General features: G+C 56.7%; 9 protein-coding genes. 1 reads left to right on the top strand and 8 read right to left on the bottom strand.

The genetic code is table 11. The features are described from left to right. Window positions 1-134: 134 nt before the first annotated feature. Window positions 135-821: an orotate phosphoribosyltransferase gene (pyrE, locus tag E0E37_RS11860; RefSeq protein WP_130863245.1), complete on the bottom strand. Its 687-nt coding sequence runs from the start codon at window positions 819-821 to the stop codon at window positions 135-137. Window positions 822-1131: 310 nt separating this feature from the next. Here pyrE and E0E37_RS11855 point away from each other — a divergent pair, with 310 nt between their 5' ends. After that, window positions 1132-1446 (top strand): DUF3892 domain-containing protein, encoded by a 315-nt coding sequence (locus tag E0E37_RS11855; RefSeq protein ID WP_130863244.1) that lies wholly within the window; start codon window positions 1132-1134, stop codon window positions 1444-1446. 72 nt (window positions 1447-1518) lie between these two features. On the opposite strand, the gene E0E37_RS11850 is transcribed toward E0E37_RS11855, so the two are convergent. The 7 genes from E0E37_RS11850 to E0E37_RS11820 form a co-directional block, all read right to left on the bottom strand. Next, the gene (locus E0E37_RS11850) at window positions 1519-2211 is read right to left on the bottom strand and encodes an LrgB family protein (protein WP_207302964.1); all 693 of its coding nucleotides are present in this window, start codon (window positions 2209-2211) and stop codon (window positions 1519-1521) included. After that, window positions 2204-2569 (bottom strand): CidA/LrgA family protein, encoded by a 366-nt coding sequence (locus tag E0E37_RS11845; protein ID WP_130863243.1) that lies wholly within the window; start codon window positions 2567-2569, stop codon window positions 2204-2206. The genes E0E37_RS11850 and E0E37_RS11845 overlap by 8 nt, the downstream gene beginning before the upstream one ends. 184 nt (window positions 2570-2753) lie before the next feature. After that, entirely contained in the window at window positions 2754-6275 is a 3522-nt protein-coding gene (gene nifJ / locus E0E37_RS11840) for a pyruvate:ferredoxin (flavodoxin) oxidoreductase (RefSeq protein WP_130863242.1), read from the bottom strand. 216 nt (window positions 6276-6491) lie between these two features. Continuing rightward, window positions 6492-9326: a peptidase U32 family protein gene (locus E0E37_RS11835; RefSeq protein ID WP_130863241.1), complete on the bottom strand. Its 2835-nt coding sequence runs from the start codon at window positions 9324-9326 to the stop codon at window positions 6492-6494. Window positions 9327-9838: 512 nt separating this feature from the next. Next, complete coding sequence (locus E0E37_RS11830; protein WP_130863240.1) at window positions 9839-14164, bottom strand: S-layer homology domain-containing protein; 4326 nt, start codon at window positions 14162-14164, stop codon at window positions 9839-9841. Continuing rightward, window positions 14161-15816, bottom strand: coding sequence for a sensor domain-containing diguanylate cyclase (locus tag E0E37_RS11825; protein WP_130863239.1), 1656 nt, complete (start codon window positions 15814-15816; stop codon window positions 14161-14163). The genes E0E37_RS11830 and E0E37_RS11825 overlap by 4 nt, the downstream gene beginning before the upstream one ends. A gap of 20 nt (window positions 15817-15836) precedes the next feature. Next, window positions 15837-16085 (bottom strand): response regulator, encoded by a 249-nt coding sequence (locus E0E37_RS11820; protein WP_130863238.1) that lies wholly within the window; start codon window positions 16083-16085, stop codon window positions 15837-15839. Between the last annotated feature and the right edge of the window lie 140 nt (window positions 16086-16225).

Genomic DNA, 16225 nt, shown 5'->3' with positions numbered 1-16225 from the left:
TCACGTCTTCAGTTCAGGCCCGCATATCTCTGCTTATCCCTGCCTATCCCTGCTTGTCTCTGCATATCCCTGCTTATCCCTGCCTATTCATGCACATGCAAGACTTCCCGGTAAGCCGGACGGCGCGCCGGCCCCTATTTTACGCAGTACTGCTGCAGATAAGCCTCCATCTTTGCCCTCATTTCATCGTCGATGACGATCTTCCCGTCGATGGGAACATTGTGGATCGCGTCGATGATCTCGCGTACGGTGACGATGGGGTAGGTCTTGATCCCGAATTCTTTCTCGATCTCCTGGATCGCTGTGAGCTCTCCCTGGCCGCGTTCCATGCGGTCCACGGAGATGATCAGTCCCTCCACCGTCACGTCGGCCGCAGCTTTCAGTATGGGAAAACACTCCCGTACCGCCGTTCCGGCCGTAATGACGTCCTCGGTGATCAGCACCCGATCGCCGTCCTGCAGCTTGTAGCCCACCATGGTGCCTCCCTCGCCGTGGTCCTTCGCTTCCTTTCTGTTGAAACAATAATTCACGTTTCTGCCGTGCTCCGTGGCCAGAGCGATGGACGCCGCCACCGCCAGCGGAATCCCTTTGTACGCCGGGCCGAAGAGCGCCGTAACCTGGCCGCTGATCTTTCCCTGCCCGATGTTTTCCTCAATGCAGCGTGCGTAAAAACTGCCCAGCCTGGCCGCCTGCGCTCCTGTTTTATAATTTCCCGTGTTCACAAAATACGGTGTTTTTCTCCCGCTCTTAGTGGTAAAGTCCCCGAACGTCAGCACACCGGAGCGTACCATGAATTCAATAAATTCTTTTTTATAGCTCATACTTTTCTCCCTTGTTCTCTTTCCCCAGGCGGCTCAGGCCGTGCCCGCCGCGAGTTTCCGCCGCTTATCTTATATCATTATACAGGAGTGAGGCGAAAAAGAAAATAAGACATTTCAACCTCGCTTTTTATATTTTTCTTGCCGGGGACCTGTTTGAAAACATCGCAGCTAAAATTTCTGTGTTATGAAAAATATACCTTAATAATATAAAGACAGCCGCGCAAAATAAACTTGCTTCGACAAGTGAGATCAAACTTATAAAATACATCCAGAACAGAAGAGCATATGAGATTATGCGAGGAGAACTCTTATGGAAAACAACAATATTTTGAATTCCGCTCTCGCCCAGAATACGCTGGACGTCATTCCCACGCCCGACGGCAATGCCCGGACGATCACGGGACTGGTGAGAAAAAGCGGCCGCATCGCCGGCTACCGGCTGTCCGACAACACGATCCTGACAAAGGATGAATGTATTTCTCTGGCCAGACAGGGAGGCATTTCCGGCGTGGGCATCGCTCACCGCGGAGAGACCGAGTACCTGAAGTCCATACCGGACGGGTCGCAGAACAACAATCTGAGCAGCCTTCCCACTGTGTCCGCCCCGGAAGGCATGACGGAATGACCCTCCATATATCGTACCTTAAGTTGTAAAGATCGCCTTAGAATGAGGCGGTCTTTTCCGTATCACAAAATACTATAAAAACGCGGAAAAGACCCCTGCGGCCGCTACCGTCATCAAACCGGCCACGGCGATGGCCAGGCCGCTCATGGCGCCTTCCGTCTCTCCCATCTCAATGGCTTTGCCGGTGCCGATGGCGTGGGACGCGGTGCCGATGGCCAGGCCTCTGGAAACGGCGTATTTGATGCCAAAGGTCCTGCAGACAAACTCCGCTGTCATATTTCCCAGCACGCCGGTGATGATGATCACCGCCACGGTGATCGCCGCCACGCCGCCGTACTCTTCCGCGATACCGATCCCGATCGCCGTCGTGATGGATTTGGGAAGCAGGGTCACATACTGCTCATGAGACAGTCCGAACGCCGCGGCCAAAGCCAGAATGCACACCATACCGGAGAGAACGCCGGACAGGATGCCTCCCAGAATAGCCCAAAGATGTTTTTTCAGCAGATCCAGCTTCATGTACAGCGGGATCGAAAGACTTACCGTAGCCGGTGTCAGCAGGTAACTCAGATATTTTGCACCGGCATTGTAATTTTCATATTCGATGCCAAAAGCCAGAAGAAAAATGATCGTCAGCACGATGGATATCATCAGTGGGTTAAAGATCCCGGACCGGAACTTCTTCTTCATCCAGGCTCCCAGTTCATAGGCAAGCAGACTGATGACCACCCCTATGGTGGCGGAACTCAGTATAATATCATTCAATATCCGCACCGCCTTTCGACCTGGAGAGCAGGAGATCCGTGAGTTTTCCCGTCACGATCATGACCACAAAGGTGGATATCACCGTGATCACGATCACGGGAACAAATATGTCCGACAACAGTCCCCACGTGTCGATGAGCCCTACGGCCGGAGGGATAAACATTACCGGCATGATCTCGATCAAAAATTCTCCAGTCTCTTTCACGTTTTCCAGCTTGACGATCCCCGTGATCAGCGCAAGCAGCATGATCACCATGCCGTAGATGCCGGCCGGAATGGGCAGCGGAATAAAGAATCTCATCATCTCGCCGATACAGGTCGCCAGGAAAATGATCAGCAATTGTTTGAGATATTTCATAAACGTATACTCCTTTTCTCTTCAGGCCCGCGATCCTGATCTAAAAACGGCTTGATATGATGTCATATCAAGCCGTTTCTCATCGGTAAATACTGCTCTTTCCCGGACCCTTCCGTGAAGGGATCTTATATTGGGCGCGCCGGGCCGCTGGCCGCGGCGCGCGGTTTCCGTGAATGTGCAGAGACTAGCCCTGAGCCAGCTTCTTGTAGCCTTCCAGTCTGTCCTTCGCATTCTGCTCGGCCATCTGGAACAGCTCTTCTGCCGTTTCCGGGAATTCCTTGGCCAGGGAGTTGTATCTCACCTGATCCATGATAAAGTCTCTGAAGCTCTCGGTGGGCTCCTTGGAATCCAGCGTGAACGGATTCTTGCCCTGTTCCTTCAGCTCCGGATTGTATCTGTACAGCTGCCAGTAGCCGCATGCAACAGCGTCCTTCGTGTTCTCCTGAGTTTTGCCCATGCCCTTCTTCATACCGTGGTTGATGCAGGGTGCATAGCAGATGATCAGGGAAGGTCCGTGATACTTTTCAGCTTCCACAACAGCCTTCATGAACTGGTTCTTGTCTGCGCCCATACCGCACTGTGCCACATAAACGTAGCCATAGCTCATGGCCATCATGCCCAGATCCTTTTTCTTGATCTTCTTGCCGGAAGCGGCAAACTTGGCGATGGCAGCGGTGGGGGTAGCCTTGGAGGACTGTCCGCCGGTGTTGGAGTATACCTCCGTATCAAATACCAGAATGTTGATGTCTTCACCGGAAGCCAGCACGTGATCTACGCCGCCGTAACCGATGTCGTAGGACCAGCCGTCTCCGCCCAGACACCAGACGGACTTCTTCACCAGGAAGTCTTTCTTGGCCATGATCTCGTCAGCCAGAGCCTTGCACTCCGCGCATCCGAAGGTAGTCGCCTCGATAGCGGCAACCACGGCGTCGGACAGCTCTCTGGACTTCTCACCGTCATTCATTCCGGCGATCCATGCTTCCAGAGCAGCGTTCAGGTCAGCGGAGAGATTCTTCTCGATCAGAGCTTCCATAGAAGACTTGAGTTTCTCTCTCATCTGCTTTACGCCGGTGGCCATGCCCAGACCGTATTCCGCGTTGTCCTCGAACAGGGAGTTGGCCCAGGAGGGACCTCTGCCGTTCTCGTCCTTGCAGTACGGCATGGACGGAGCGGATCCGCCCCAGATGGAGGAACATCCCGTAGCGTTGGCGATCATCATTCTGTCGCCGAACAGCTGAGTGACCAGCTTGATATACGGAGTCTCGCCGCAGCCTGCGCAGGCGCCGGAGAACTCGATATACGGCTTGGCAAACTGGCTGCCCTTTACGGATGTCTTGGAGGTCAGATCGTCTCTGATCGGCATCTTCATGGCATATTCCCAATTCTCCGCCTCCGCTTCCTGTGTGGACAGCGGCTTCATGACCAGAGCCTTGTTCTTGGACGGACAAATATCCGCACAGTTTCCGCAGCCCAGACAATCCAGCGGGGAGACCTGCATTCTGAATTCATATTCCTCAAATCCCTTGCCGGTGGCCTTAATGGTATTGAAGCCGGCGGGAGCCGCAGCCTTTTCGTCCTTGTTCACCAGGATCGGTCTGATGGTAGCATGGGGACATACGAAGGAGCACTGATTACACTGGATACAGTTCTCCGGGATCCATTCCGGAACGTTCACTGCAACGCCTCTCTTCTCGAAAGCGGCAGTTCCGGAGGGGAATGTTCCGTCAGCGATATCCTTGAAGGTGCTCACCGGCAGATCGTCGCCTTCCTGTCTGTTCATCGGTACCAGTACCTCTGCGATAAACTCAGGCAGCTCTTTCTTTCCGCCGTCCTTGTCCACTGCATCCGCCCAGGAAGCGGGAACTTCTACCTTGTGCAGGCCGTTTACGCCCTGATCTACAGCATCCTGATTCATCTTGACGATCTTCTCGCCCTTCTTGCCGTAGGTCTTGACGATGGACTCCTTCAGATAGTTCACCGCGTCTTCTACTGGAATAACATTGGCCAGTTTGAAGAAAGCGGACTGCATGATCATGTTGATCCTGTTGCCCAGGCCGATCTCTTCCGCAACCTTCGTAGCATCGATGGTGTAGAAGTTGATATCATTCTTAGCGATGTAGCGCTTCATGTAAGCAGGCAGGTTTGCATCCAGCTGCTCGTCGTTCCAGATGCAGTTCAGAACGAAGTTTCCGCCCTTCTTCAGACCCTTCACCAGATTGTACTGATGTACGTAAGCCTGATTGTGGCAGGCCACGAAGTCAGCCTCTGTGATCAGGTAAGTGGACTGGATCTTGTTCTTTCCGAATCTCAGGTGAGAAATGGTGACGCCGCCGGACTTCTTGGAGTCATAAGCGAAGTAGCCCTGCGCGTACATGTCGGTCTTGTCTCCGATGATCTTGATCGCCTGCTTGTTGGCGCCTACGGTTCCGTCGGAACCCAGACCCCAGAACTTGCATCTAACGGTGCCTTCCGGCTCGGTGGCGATGTCCACGGTGGGCAGGGAGCTGTCGGTCACGTCGTCCACGATACCGATGGTGAACTGATTCTTCGGGGACGCTTCCTTCAGATTATTGAACACAGCGACGATCTGTCCCGGCGTGGTGTCCTTGGAACCCAGGCCGTATCTTCCGCCGTAGATCTTGGGCGCGTTCTCCTCGTCGTAGTACATAGTCTTGATGTCCATGTAGAGCGGATCGCCCTGAGCGCCCGGCTCTTTCGTTCTGTCCAGAACCGCGATCTTCTTTACCGTCTTGGGCATGACTGCCTTCAGGTATTCCGGAGCCCACGGTCTGTAAAGTCTGACCTTGATCAGGCCGACCTTCTCGCCCTGAGCCATCAGAACGTTCATCGTCTCTTCGATGGTCTCGCAGACGGAACCCATGGCGACGATGATATTCTCAGCGTCGGGAGCTCCCACGTACTCGAACAGTTTATGCTCTCTTCCGGTGATCTTGGCGACTTTCTGCATATACTCGTCGACGATCGCCGGCAGATTATTGTAATAGGTATTGCTGGCTTCTTTAGCCTGGAAGAAGATATCCGGATTCTGAGCCGTACCTCTGATGACCGGATGCTCCGGATTCAGGGCGTTGTCTCTGAATTTCTGAACCGCTTCCATGTCGATGATGGATCTCAGATCTTCGTGGTCGATCAGTTCGATCTTCTGGATCTCGTGAGATGTTCTGAAACCGTCGAAGAAGTGGAGGAAAGGCACTCTTCCCTTGATCGCGCACAGGTGAGCGACCGCGCCCAGATCCATTACTTCCTGAACGGAGTTGGAGCACAGCAGCGCGAAACCGGTCTGTCTGGTGGCCATTACGTCGGAGTGATCGCCGAAAATAGACAGAGCGTGAGTCGCCAGGGCTCTCGCGGACACATGGAACACGCCGGGCAGCAATTCGCCGGCGATCTTGTACATATTCGGAATCATCAGAAGAAGACCCTGAGACGCCGTGTACGTGGTGGTCAGGGCGCCGGCCGCCAGAGATCCGTGGACGGTACCCGCCGCGCCGGCCTCAGACTGCATCTCGACAACTCTGACTTCCTGGCCGAAAAGATTCTTCTCGCCATGTGCAGCCATGTCGTCCACAACCTCCGCCATCGGGGAAGAAGGTGTAATCGGATAGATTGCCGCTACGTCCGTAAACGCATAGGATATATATCCCGCAGCACTGTTTCCATCCATGGTTTTCATTTTTTTGCCCATGTTACTCTCTCCTTTTAACATTTAGACTCTACCGATATACCCACTGTCAGCCGGCCGGAACATATCCGCGCGCAGAGACGCTTTCGTGTATGCCTCTGCCGGCCGAAAGTATTTGTATACCTAACTATGGTTGGTTCATTATGTCAGCCGTTTTCACAGCAAAACGAACACATACATACGGGTCTATTATAGTACGGACGTCCAAAAATATCAAGTTTATGGGGCTTCGCAAAATATTTTTTTGTCAATTCCGTAAAATCTAAGGTTTGCTAACCCAGATGATGCGATTTCGCCAGTAATTTCCCTATCGTTTATATCTTTATCTCGAAATATTAACACCTGGCAATCCCTCTTCCTTGTCAGAATCGGATAAAACTGGCTTTTCCTGTCTCTCAGGTAATACCGTCCGGCGTCGCATAGACCCTTTTCCATGTAGAAACGGTCCTTTTTTGGCGCAAAACTGTCCTTTTCGCCGCAGAAAAAGTCCTCCCCATCTCCATGGGCCTCAGCCCTGGCCGCTCTGGTCTGACCGGCCAGGGAGCGGAAGCGGCCGCAGCCTTTTCCCACATCTCCCACCGGGCAGTGAGCGCTGATCATGAGCGGGATCCAGCCTCCGGCTGCGGCCTCCAGTTCCATGCCCAGATCCCGGGCTTCTTTTCCGGCCGCCGCGTAGTCAAAACCCTTTTGTCCGTCAAAACCCGGGCTGCCGGATCTGCTGCGGCTCCGTTCCGCGCCGGCGGCTCCGGCTCCTGTCAGCGTCTCGTTGGAAAGGACTGTTCCCGCCAATCCCAGCTCCGCCCCAAGCCTCAGATCGGCCCTATTATAAAAATTCAGTCCAAAATCGCCGTACACCCTGGCGCCGGTCTCTGCGAAGATCCGAATGTGCGCAGGATTTCCCACAGATATGCCGTACTGAAGGGCGATGCCCACGATTTTCTCCCGATTCTCCTCTATAAACGCGTCCTCCCGCCCCCGAGTGACCGCCGGAATGAAGGGAACGGTCTCCTTCCCCGCTCTCCGCAGTTCTTCCAGAACATCCGCGGCTTCGGGATCCAGAAACATCTCGTAGGGCAGATAATACCGGCTCACGGGCAGACGGCCCCATCCCGGTATCTCCCGTTCCGCCGTCTTCGCCAGCTCCAGCATCTCCACGCCGGCCTCAAATAAATAATAGCATATCTTCGGGATCCGCCGCGGCTGCGGTGGATCCATGGGGGCCGACCCGTCCGGGGAGTCCCATGGGCGCGAAAGCTCCGCTGCTTTCCCCGGGGCGGCAGCGGCAACGGCCTGGGACACCCGCTCTTCTGCCAGGCGGCGGCCGGTCCGTGCCTGGCGGTTCAGCCGACGCTCCAGCTCCTCCAACACGCTCCTTCTGAGTTCGTTCAGCACGGAGAGACGGACAGACACCGGCTCCGTACCCAGATCCAGCTCTAGACCGGCCAACCGGAAAGGCGTCCCGCCTGTTTTCTCCAACTGCTTCAAAACGGTCTCCCGATCCAGGGGCCGGTTCAGCGCAGGCTCAGCCTTCGCTTCGGACCGCGCTTCCGCCGCCGCAGCGGTCTCGTTTCTGTCCGCCGCTGCATTGCCCGCTTTCCCTTCCTCGCCGCCGGCCTTCCCGTCCCCTTCCGTCCCTGCGGCAGGCTCCGCGTCCCACGCGGTCAGCGCCACATGTTCACCCGGTCTCGCGTACAGCTTCATTAATATATCGCGTTTGCGCGAATTTTTCTGTTCGCTTCCGCTTTTCATCTCGTAACTGGCCCGGGCCTTTTCCATGAGCGCCTTGTCCGTGATCTTGTAGACGGCGTCGCCGGGCTCGATCCGTCCGGTCAGGTATCCGATCTCGTTTCCTTTTATATAGGTGATGACGTTGCCGGTCAGCTCGGCGCTGCGGATCTCCACGCCGTCGCCGATGGAAAGAACGGCGGCCTCGCCTTTTCCTGCAGTTCCCTTTCCGGCCTCCCGCCCCGTTTTGTCGATACGCACCACGGCGGTCCGCTTTCCGGGATGATAGGAGACCACCTTTCCGATGCGCACGCCCTGATGCTTGGGCAGATCGCCGGACAGCAGATCTTTTCCCGGATTGCCCGTCAGATAACCGGCAGTGAAGGCGCCGCGGCTGAAGATCTGATGCAGGGCCAGACGATCTTCCTCCGACACCCGGTATGCTCCGTTTCGGGCGTATTCATCCAGATATCTGCGGTAGATCCCGGTCACCACGGCCACGTACTCCGGTGATTTCATCCTGCCCTCGATCTTCAGCGACGCCACCCCTGCCTCCGACAGCTGGCCCAGATGATCCACCGTGCAGATATCCCTGGGACTGAGCAGATATCCCTCGCCCATCTTTCGAAGTCCCCAGGGCTCCGCCGGCCGGCCGGCGCATTCCGCCCGAAACGCGCCGGCGCTGTCAGCGGAAACGGAGAGTCCGGCCTCCTGCCGGTATATCTCATAGGCCAGCCGGCAGGGCTGGGCGCACTCCCCCCGGTTCCCGCTGCGTCCCCCGATGATCCGGCTCATCTGGCACTGACCGGAATAACACATGCAGAGCGCGCCGTGTACGAAGACCTCGATCTCCACGCCGGCCCCCGCCGTGACGGCGCGTATCTCCTCCAGCGACAGTTCTCTGGCCAGAACCACCCGGGAAAAGCCCAGCTCCGCCGCCTGTCTCACACCCGACAGATTGTAGATCGTGCCCTGAGTGCTCAAGTGCAGCGTCATCTCCGGGAAATGCTTTCGCAGCAGAGCCGCGAAGCCCAGATCCTGAATGATAAAGGCGTCGGCCCCTGCCTCGTACAGCTTCGCGGCCTGCTCAACGGCCGCCGGCAGCTCGTCGTCCCGCAGCAGCGTGTTCATGGTCACGTGGATATCCACGCCCCGCATGTGAGCGTATTCCACAGCCTCCGCCATAGATTCCTCCGTAAAATTGTCCGCGTTCATTCTGGCATTGAACAGCCTGCCTCCCATGTAGACGGCGTCCGCCCCGTTCTCCACAGCGGCCCGAAGCTGCCGCGGTCCACCCACCGGCGCCAATAATTCCGGAATTCGATTCATATGTGTTTTCTCCTGTTTTTACGTACTTTTCTATTGTATTGATCTTCTGTCTCATTTATATTTCGTGTGCGCCCCGTGGAAAGGGACCCCCGCGCGACGCCCCCGGCCCCCCGGATCGTTGATATGGTATTATATCAAGCCCCGGGAAAATCGTCAATTTCCATTCATTTTAACACATCTTGTTAAAATCTAAAAAAATCTTTTCTGTTAAATTCTGCGGCCACGCGGCCATTTTAACAAACTGAACGGAAACAATAAAGCTCCTGAAAATGAAATGAACCTGTGACAAATAAAAACATCCGGAATCTCTTTGCTATCAGAAAGATCTTCCGGACGTTTTTATTGAGGCTCAGTTTCCTGTTACTCATACATGAATGATATTCCGCGGGCCCCGTGCGGAGCCCGGCTTGTCAGATCAGACGGCTCAGAAACTCACTATTTTATATTTCATTCCGGCTTGTGTGCAGTCCTGTTTTTTATCTCCATTCGGGCTGCGGACTTTCGCCGGAATATCAGTACAATTTCGTCCACCGCTCATAAAGGCCGTCCTCATCACGACTGTAACCGTGGCCGTTTGTGGCCTCCTGAACGGCAAGATAGTACCACTTTTCCGTATCCTGATTATCCGGCCACGTCCGCATGCCGTCGAGCAGAGCCTCCGGCGTCTGGGGCAGGCGCATCAGCATGCGGTTGATCAGGGTGACCGCCTCCGCCCGGGTGATATGCCGCTCCGGAGCGAAAGTTCCGTCCCCAAGCCCGCTGATCCAACCGGCGGACGCGGCCAGATTGATCTGGCGTCTCGCCCAATGTCCCCCTATATCGGAGAACGCATCGGCGCCCGAGTAATACTCGTCGCAAAACTTCGCCGCCACCGCTGCAAACTCCGCCCGGGTGATGGGCGAATCAGGGCTGAAAGTTCCGCCGCCACGTCCGGAGAGCACGCCCATATTGGCCAGAGTGGACACCGCTTTGCCATACCAGTCCGAAGGGCTCACGTCGGAAAAATCATTGTGCGTCGTTTCGTACTGATCGCGCACATCGTCCCGCAGCAGACGATAGAAGATCATGGCCACTTCCATCCGCGCGATCGGAGCTTCCGGACGCACCGTACCGTCAGGATAGCCGGACATGTAAGCGAAATGTTCCTCTCCGTTGAGCATTTCCGGCACGGCGGGCAGACCGGCACGCCGCCAGCCCGCGTAAATGGTTTTGCCCGAGGTCATGGTGATTTCACTGATCTTCTCCGTCAGTCCCTCGTCGGCAAACCAGCCGGTGAAGACCCAGCCTTCCCGCACAGGCGTTTTGCCCAGCTGCACCGTCGTGCCGCCGTTGTACTGTTCATTGGAAACGCCTGTCCCTCCGTTTAATACATAGGTCAGCGTATAGCGGGCGGAACCGCCCGATGAGCCGCCGTGGGAACCGTTGCCGCCTATGGGCGGCGCTTCCTCATATGCCAGCGCATAGGTTGAAAATTTCTTTGCATAGATAAACGCATATCCCATGCCGCTATCCACAAAGAAGCCCTCGCCGGGGAAGACCTTCCCCGGCTGGCGGCTGTCAAAAGCCGCCAGCGTGGCCGCGGTTCCATCGTGATGGCGGATCACAACGATATTTTTCCTGCCGGACAATTCCTTCGGAACGGGAAACGCTATCTCCAGGATCAGGCTCCCATCGGTTATCGCTTTCACTTCCACCGCTCTGTCTGTGGCGACGGTGGTCCTTGTCAGAGTGATATCCAGATAATACAGTTTTTCTGACTTTCCCTCTTTTGCCGCCAGAAGTTTCAAATCAGCTGCTCCGGCCGCGCTTCCTTCATCGTTTTTCGCTATGGTCAACTTATATTCGATCTCAATGCCTTTCGCCGCAGCCCTTTTATCATCGTCCGTGACCAATTCCGGCAGTCCCCGAACCGCCGCCGGAGGCGTCTCGTCGCCCACCTGCTTCAGCACGGTGTTGATGATCCCTGAGGGAATGGTAAACTCAGGATTTTCTGAGACGACGCCCTTCTCCACGGTCACGCTGCGGGTCTCGATGAAGTGGCCGCTGACGCAGACTACACTGTACACTCCGTCGGGAAGACCGGGGAAGAAGGTTCGAAACGGCGCTCCGTCCGATACCTCTCCAGAAGCGCTGGCCAGCACCGTATCGCCCAGCTGGACGGAAACCGTCACGCTCTGCGGCGATGTGCTCCCCGTCACCTCCGCGTCGATCCTGCCGCCCGATGGCTGGCTGGAGGGTGACGTGCGGAAGAAGATGCGGGCGCTGTGGCTGAGACCGCCGGACTCAGCCTCGGCGGTGAGGCAGACTTCATACTCGGTGTTCGGCGTCAGTCCGGAGATCGTAGTGGATCCAAAGGAGATATCTCCAGAATGGACCGTTCCATCTCCAGCCACATCCACCCAGCGATTCGTTCCCGCTGCACAGTAGCGGAAAGAGGCTGTGTAGTTCTCCGTTCCCTTGAGGACCCTTCCCCCCAGGATCGCAGAGGAAGAAGTAATGCCAAGGGGCACGTCGGTCACGGCGTAGGGAGCGGTATAGATCACGGCGGACGCAGTGGCGGAACGGAAGTTCTCATCGGCGTTGCTGGCCTTGACCCGCGCCAGATAACTGCCTGCGCCCAGCCCGCTCAGCTCGTCCGACGGCACGTCTTTCCAGGTGGCGCCGCCGTCGGCGCTGTACTCCATGTTATCCGCCACGCCGGAGATCCGGCCGTCCTTCCAGTCCGCACGGCTGCCGTGGGTCACGGTCAGTGAGGGCGCCGCAGGCCGTTCCGGGACGGTCAGATACTGCGGCTGGCTGTCCAGCACCGCTCCTCCGCCTTTCCTGACGATCTTCAGCGTCGTTCCAAACCAGCCCGTCTCGATCCCGGAGGGGCCGCCGCTGCCCGCTGTATATTCCACCCCGTCGATGGTATAGGTGCCGGAATCAGGCAGATCCAGCAGCGTTTCCCTTTCGTAGTCAATGCGGACGGCAGGCTGGGTCGCGGAAACATAGGCGTAAATTTTGCCGTCGCCGCCGTCCAGTCCAAGGGCACAGGATCTGCCGTCATAGGTAAAACGGGCCAGATCGCCGGCCGTCAGTCTGCCGTCGTTTACAGAATTCACCGCCACCCGCACCTTCTCCCCCGGGACTGTGGGCGGGGCCTCCAGGATCACGCCCAGCGCCGCCTCCGAGGTCAGGGGATCGAGAACCACGAGGCCCTTGTTTCTGGCAATGTACAGCCCTGAGGGGGCCTGAATACCGCCTCCGATATAACAGGATGCGGCCACGTACACATTACTGCCGGACAGGGCCGCACTGTTGTCGGAGATCGCTCCGCCCAGCAGTTTGGAAGGCGCACGGGTCACAACGCCGTCGCCGTAATCAGCATTATTCTGAGCGACAGCGCCGCCGCTCAGGACGAAATCCCCTCCGTAATGGCAGATCCCGCCGCCCTGGGCGGCCGCGTTTTTGGACACTGTTCCGCCGTTCATGGTGAAAGTTCCTCCCGTAATAAGCACGCCGCCCCCAGAGGTTCCCGCGGCGGTATTTGCGGTGACAGCGCCGCCGTTCATGGCAACCGCGCCTGCCTCAACACACAGGCCGCCGCCGTTCGATGCGCTGTTGCCGGAGATCACCAGATCGCCGTCGGTCTGCGGATCCAGGGTGACTGCGCCCAGATAATCATGAATGCCGCCGCCATACTTTTCAGCGTTGTTTCTGGAAATGGTCCCGCCCTTGATCTCCGTCTCCGCATTTCTGCCGTAAACAAATATGCCGCCGCCATATTCCTCCGCGTGATTGCCGGAGACCGCGCCGCCTTCCATTGTGAACTTCCCGTCATGCAGGAAAATGCCGCCGCCCCCATAGACATCATATCCTCCGGTGGCTATGGACGCCATATTATTGTCCGCGATCCTGCCGCCGTGCATGGTAAAAACGGCTCCTTTATTGCTGTATACGCCTCCGCCGCCCACGATGCTAAGGGCGCCGGCGGTAATGATATTTCCCCTGATCTGGGCGCCGTCATATAGATCGAAGGCAGGGGAATTTCCAACAGCATAATTTGCCACGCCGCCGCCGAACTCCGCCGCAGCGTTTCCGAAAATCTCTCCTCCGCGCATGGCGAAGTAACCGGCGTTAAACACACCGCCGCCGTCTCCTCCGGTCACCGTTTTTGTTTCACCGATAGGGCCCACCGACGTATACGTGGCCTCCGCCGTGAATCCCGAGATCGCGCCGCCATTCATGGAGAAGTCACCCCAGTTGCTGACGCCCGCGCCCCATCCGCCGGCCTCATTGCGTCCATTTTGAAGCGCGCTTCCATCGTTCATGGTCAGCGTGCCGCCTTTATAGACGTGGACCGCCGCTCCGGAATCAAAGCCGCCCAGCGTCATGCCCGAGGGGGCAAAGTGGTTGCCCACCACCGCTCCATTGTTCAGCGTCAGCACGCCGCCGGCCTTCACAGCCAGAATACTGTTTCCGCCCTGGCCGCTCCACAGACCGCCGTTCTTCTCACCGCCTCCGTCCAAAGTGACGTTTTCAAGGATCAGGCTGCCGTTTCTTTCGATGGAAAACAAAATTTTCTCGTTGCCCGTCTCTCGGATCAGCGTACCTCCGCGCAGCGTCACGGCCCCGCTGACGGTCACCGTCCCCGCCAGTCGAACGGTGACGCCGGGGTCCAGCGCGATGTCCCCGGCCAGCGTCACATCGCCCCACGTTGCGTTTCCTGAAATCACGCCGGTCACAACATTCTCCTCCGCGAACGATAAGCTCGCCGGCAGGGTCAGCGCCATGCACAGGCACAACAGAAGGCTGACCGACCGTCTTCTTATTGTCCTTTTTGTCCCTTGATTCATACCGTTCCTTTCCGCTGAGCCTTCATCGCCGCTTTATTCTGGTACATGGCGTCGTCGGCCCGCTTAAACACGTTGGCGAACACCAGATCTGTCTCTCTGTCATAGATGGCGATGCCCCGGGCGATGGACAGCGCGTCGCTGCCCCCGGCGCTGCAGCTTTCTTCGATCTCCCGGGAAAAGGCCTCCAGCAGTTCGGCGTAATGCTCCAGATCGGAGTTTTCCAGAATGACTACGAATTCGTCTCCGCCCACCCGATAGACGGCGCTGCGTTTAAAGGTCCTGCAGATCAGTTTGCAGGCGTTCATGATCAGGATATCGCCGAAATCGTGACCGCAGGTATCGTTCACCTTTTTCAGGCCGTTGATATCCATCACTACCACGGCGAATTCCGGCTGACCCGTGCGCATCCGCTCTTCCATCTGCCGTTCAGCCTCCAGATAAGCGGTCTTATTCTTCACGCCGGTCAAAGGATCCCGATAGGCCAGCCCGTTGATATAAGTGATGTATTTCTGCAGGCTGTCTACTGTCTTCTGGAAGCTGTCCGCCAGAGTGCCCACCTCGTCTTTCGTCTGATTGCTGATGGTCACGCTGAGATCGCCTTCTGCAATTTTCTTCGCCGCCTCATTGAGTTCCTTCAGGGGCCGGATGAGACGGCGCGTGAACAGCACCGTCAGCGCTACGGACAAGGCCGAGATCAGCGCCAGCGCCGTGAGAATGTGCAGGATCAGACTGTTTCTCGCCGCGTCGATCTCTGAGACAGGCGCAGTGACAGCCAGATGCATCTCATTTCGCAGGGTTCGAAAGGACAGTTCCTTCTTTTTTCCCTTCCAGCTATAGCTGAACAGACTGCTGCCCGTAGTCCCGTTTTCCAGCTCGGCGGCCACCGGGATAAGGCTTGCGTCCACGTTTGCCATGGGCGTTCCCATGGGTATCTCCCTGTGGCATACCACCTGGCCCTCTGAATCCGCCAGAAAAGCGTATCCGCTGTCGTAGACCCGGGTGCCGTTTACCACATCCTCGATGATGCTGAAATCAATATCCATTCCCACTACCCCTGCCGTCTCGTTGTCCTTGTAGATGGGGATGACGTAGGAGACCATCTCAACGCCGATGTTTTGATTGAAATAAGGCGCCATCCACGTGGCAGCGCCGTTGTTCACCGGGATATAGTACCAGCCCACATGCTCCGAGTCAGAGGGGCTGTAGGTGGAGAAATCCGTGGGCGTCAGCTCCTGAAAGCTGCCGTTGCGCGTGGTCCTGCTCCAGAAAAGGCCGGAAGTAGGCGAGGTGAAGTCCGGATTGAACCGGACGTAGACCGCCAGCGCCCCGTCGGTATTGTTGGCCGCGGTAACGGCCACGGACTTCAGATCCGACGTGTACTCTTGCATATAGGCCTCGTCTGTTTTCAACCGTTCCAGACTCTCCATGTGATCCGCAGTATAAAGCGCCAGCGTTTTCACCGACTGCTCGATCCGGGAAAACAGGGCGTCCAGCTCGCAGGCTTTTTCGCTGCAGAGCAGATTCATGATCTGGGCGGAATCCCGGTCCACCACCGTATGAGCAATGCGAACGCCGGCTCCTCCGATCACCACGGAGGAAAGCAGCACACAGCTCAGTATGAGTGCTATAAACTTGGTTTGAATGGATTTCATGGAGTTTCCTCTCCTCCTTATTACGTGTCCTGCAGTTCGATCCGAATGTCCGGGTGAATGTTCCGCAGCAGCCGCGCCACGTCCTCTCCGCCCAGTCCCCGCATGTCGGTCTTTGCGTATACCACATCCACAGGGTTGTTGTACCCGTACTTTACGGCCAGCAGCGGATCGGTAAAGGCCGTCACCTTTACGTCCGCCCCCTTCTCCTGCAGACACGCCGTCAGCCGTTCCAGCTCCGCCGGATCGTTGTCGATCACCAAAATATTCATGACGCGTCTCCTTTTTCGCTTACCGCCTGTTTCCGATGAAACATGGGTTTATCTGGTCTCAGCATAGCTCCTTTACCGTAACAAAAGCGTAACAAAAAACCGGCCTATCCTGAAAAAGATAAGGCCGGACCAAAAAAAGC

It is taken from the genome of Bacilliculturomica massiliensis, assembly GCF_900605495.1.
In the GTDB taxonomy this organism is placed as follows: Bacteria; Bacillota; Clostridia; order Peptostreptococcales; family Anaerovoracaceae; genus Bacilliculturomica; species Bacilliculturomica massiliensis.
This window is presented reverse-complemented; position numbering and strand designations above follow the sequence as displayed.

Excerpts from the sequence above, each read along its gene's own strand:
- E0E37_RS11855 (WP_130863244.1), top strand. The coding sequence starts at position 1,132 with ATGGAAAACAACAATATTTTGAATTCCGCTCTCGCCCAGAATACGCTG.
- nifJ (WP_130863242.1), bottom strand. The coding sequence starts at position 6,275 with ATGGGCAAAAAAATGAAAACCATGGATGGAAACAGTGCTGCGGGATAT.
- E0E37_RS11820 (WP_130863238.1), bottom strand. The coding sequence starts at position 16,085 with ATGAATATTTTGGTGATCGACAACGATCCGGCGGAGCTGGAACGGCTG.
- E0E37_RS11845 (WP_130863243.1), bottom strand. The coding sequence starts at position 2,569 with ATGAAATATCTCAAACAATTGCTGATCATTTTCCTGGCGACCTGTATC.
- E0E37_RS11830 (WP_130863240.1), bottom strand. The coding sequence starts at position 14,164 with ATGAATCAAGGGACAAAAAGGACAATAAGAAGACGGTCGGTCAGCCTT.
- E0E37_RS11825 (WP_130863239.1), bottom strand. The coding sequence starts at position 15,816 with ATGAAATCCATTCAAACCAAGTTTATAGCACTCATACTGAGCTGTGTG.
- pyrE (WP_130863245.1), bottom strand. The coding sequence starts at position 821 with ATGAGCTATAAAAAAGAATTTATTGAATTCATGGTACGCTCCGGTGTG.
- E0E37_RS11835 (WP_130863241.1), bottom strand. The coding sequence starts at position 9,326 with ATGAATCGAATTCCGGAATTATTGGCGCCGGTGGGTGGACCGCGGCAG.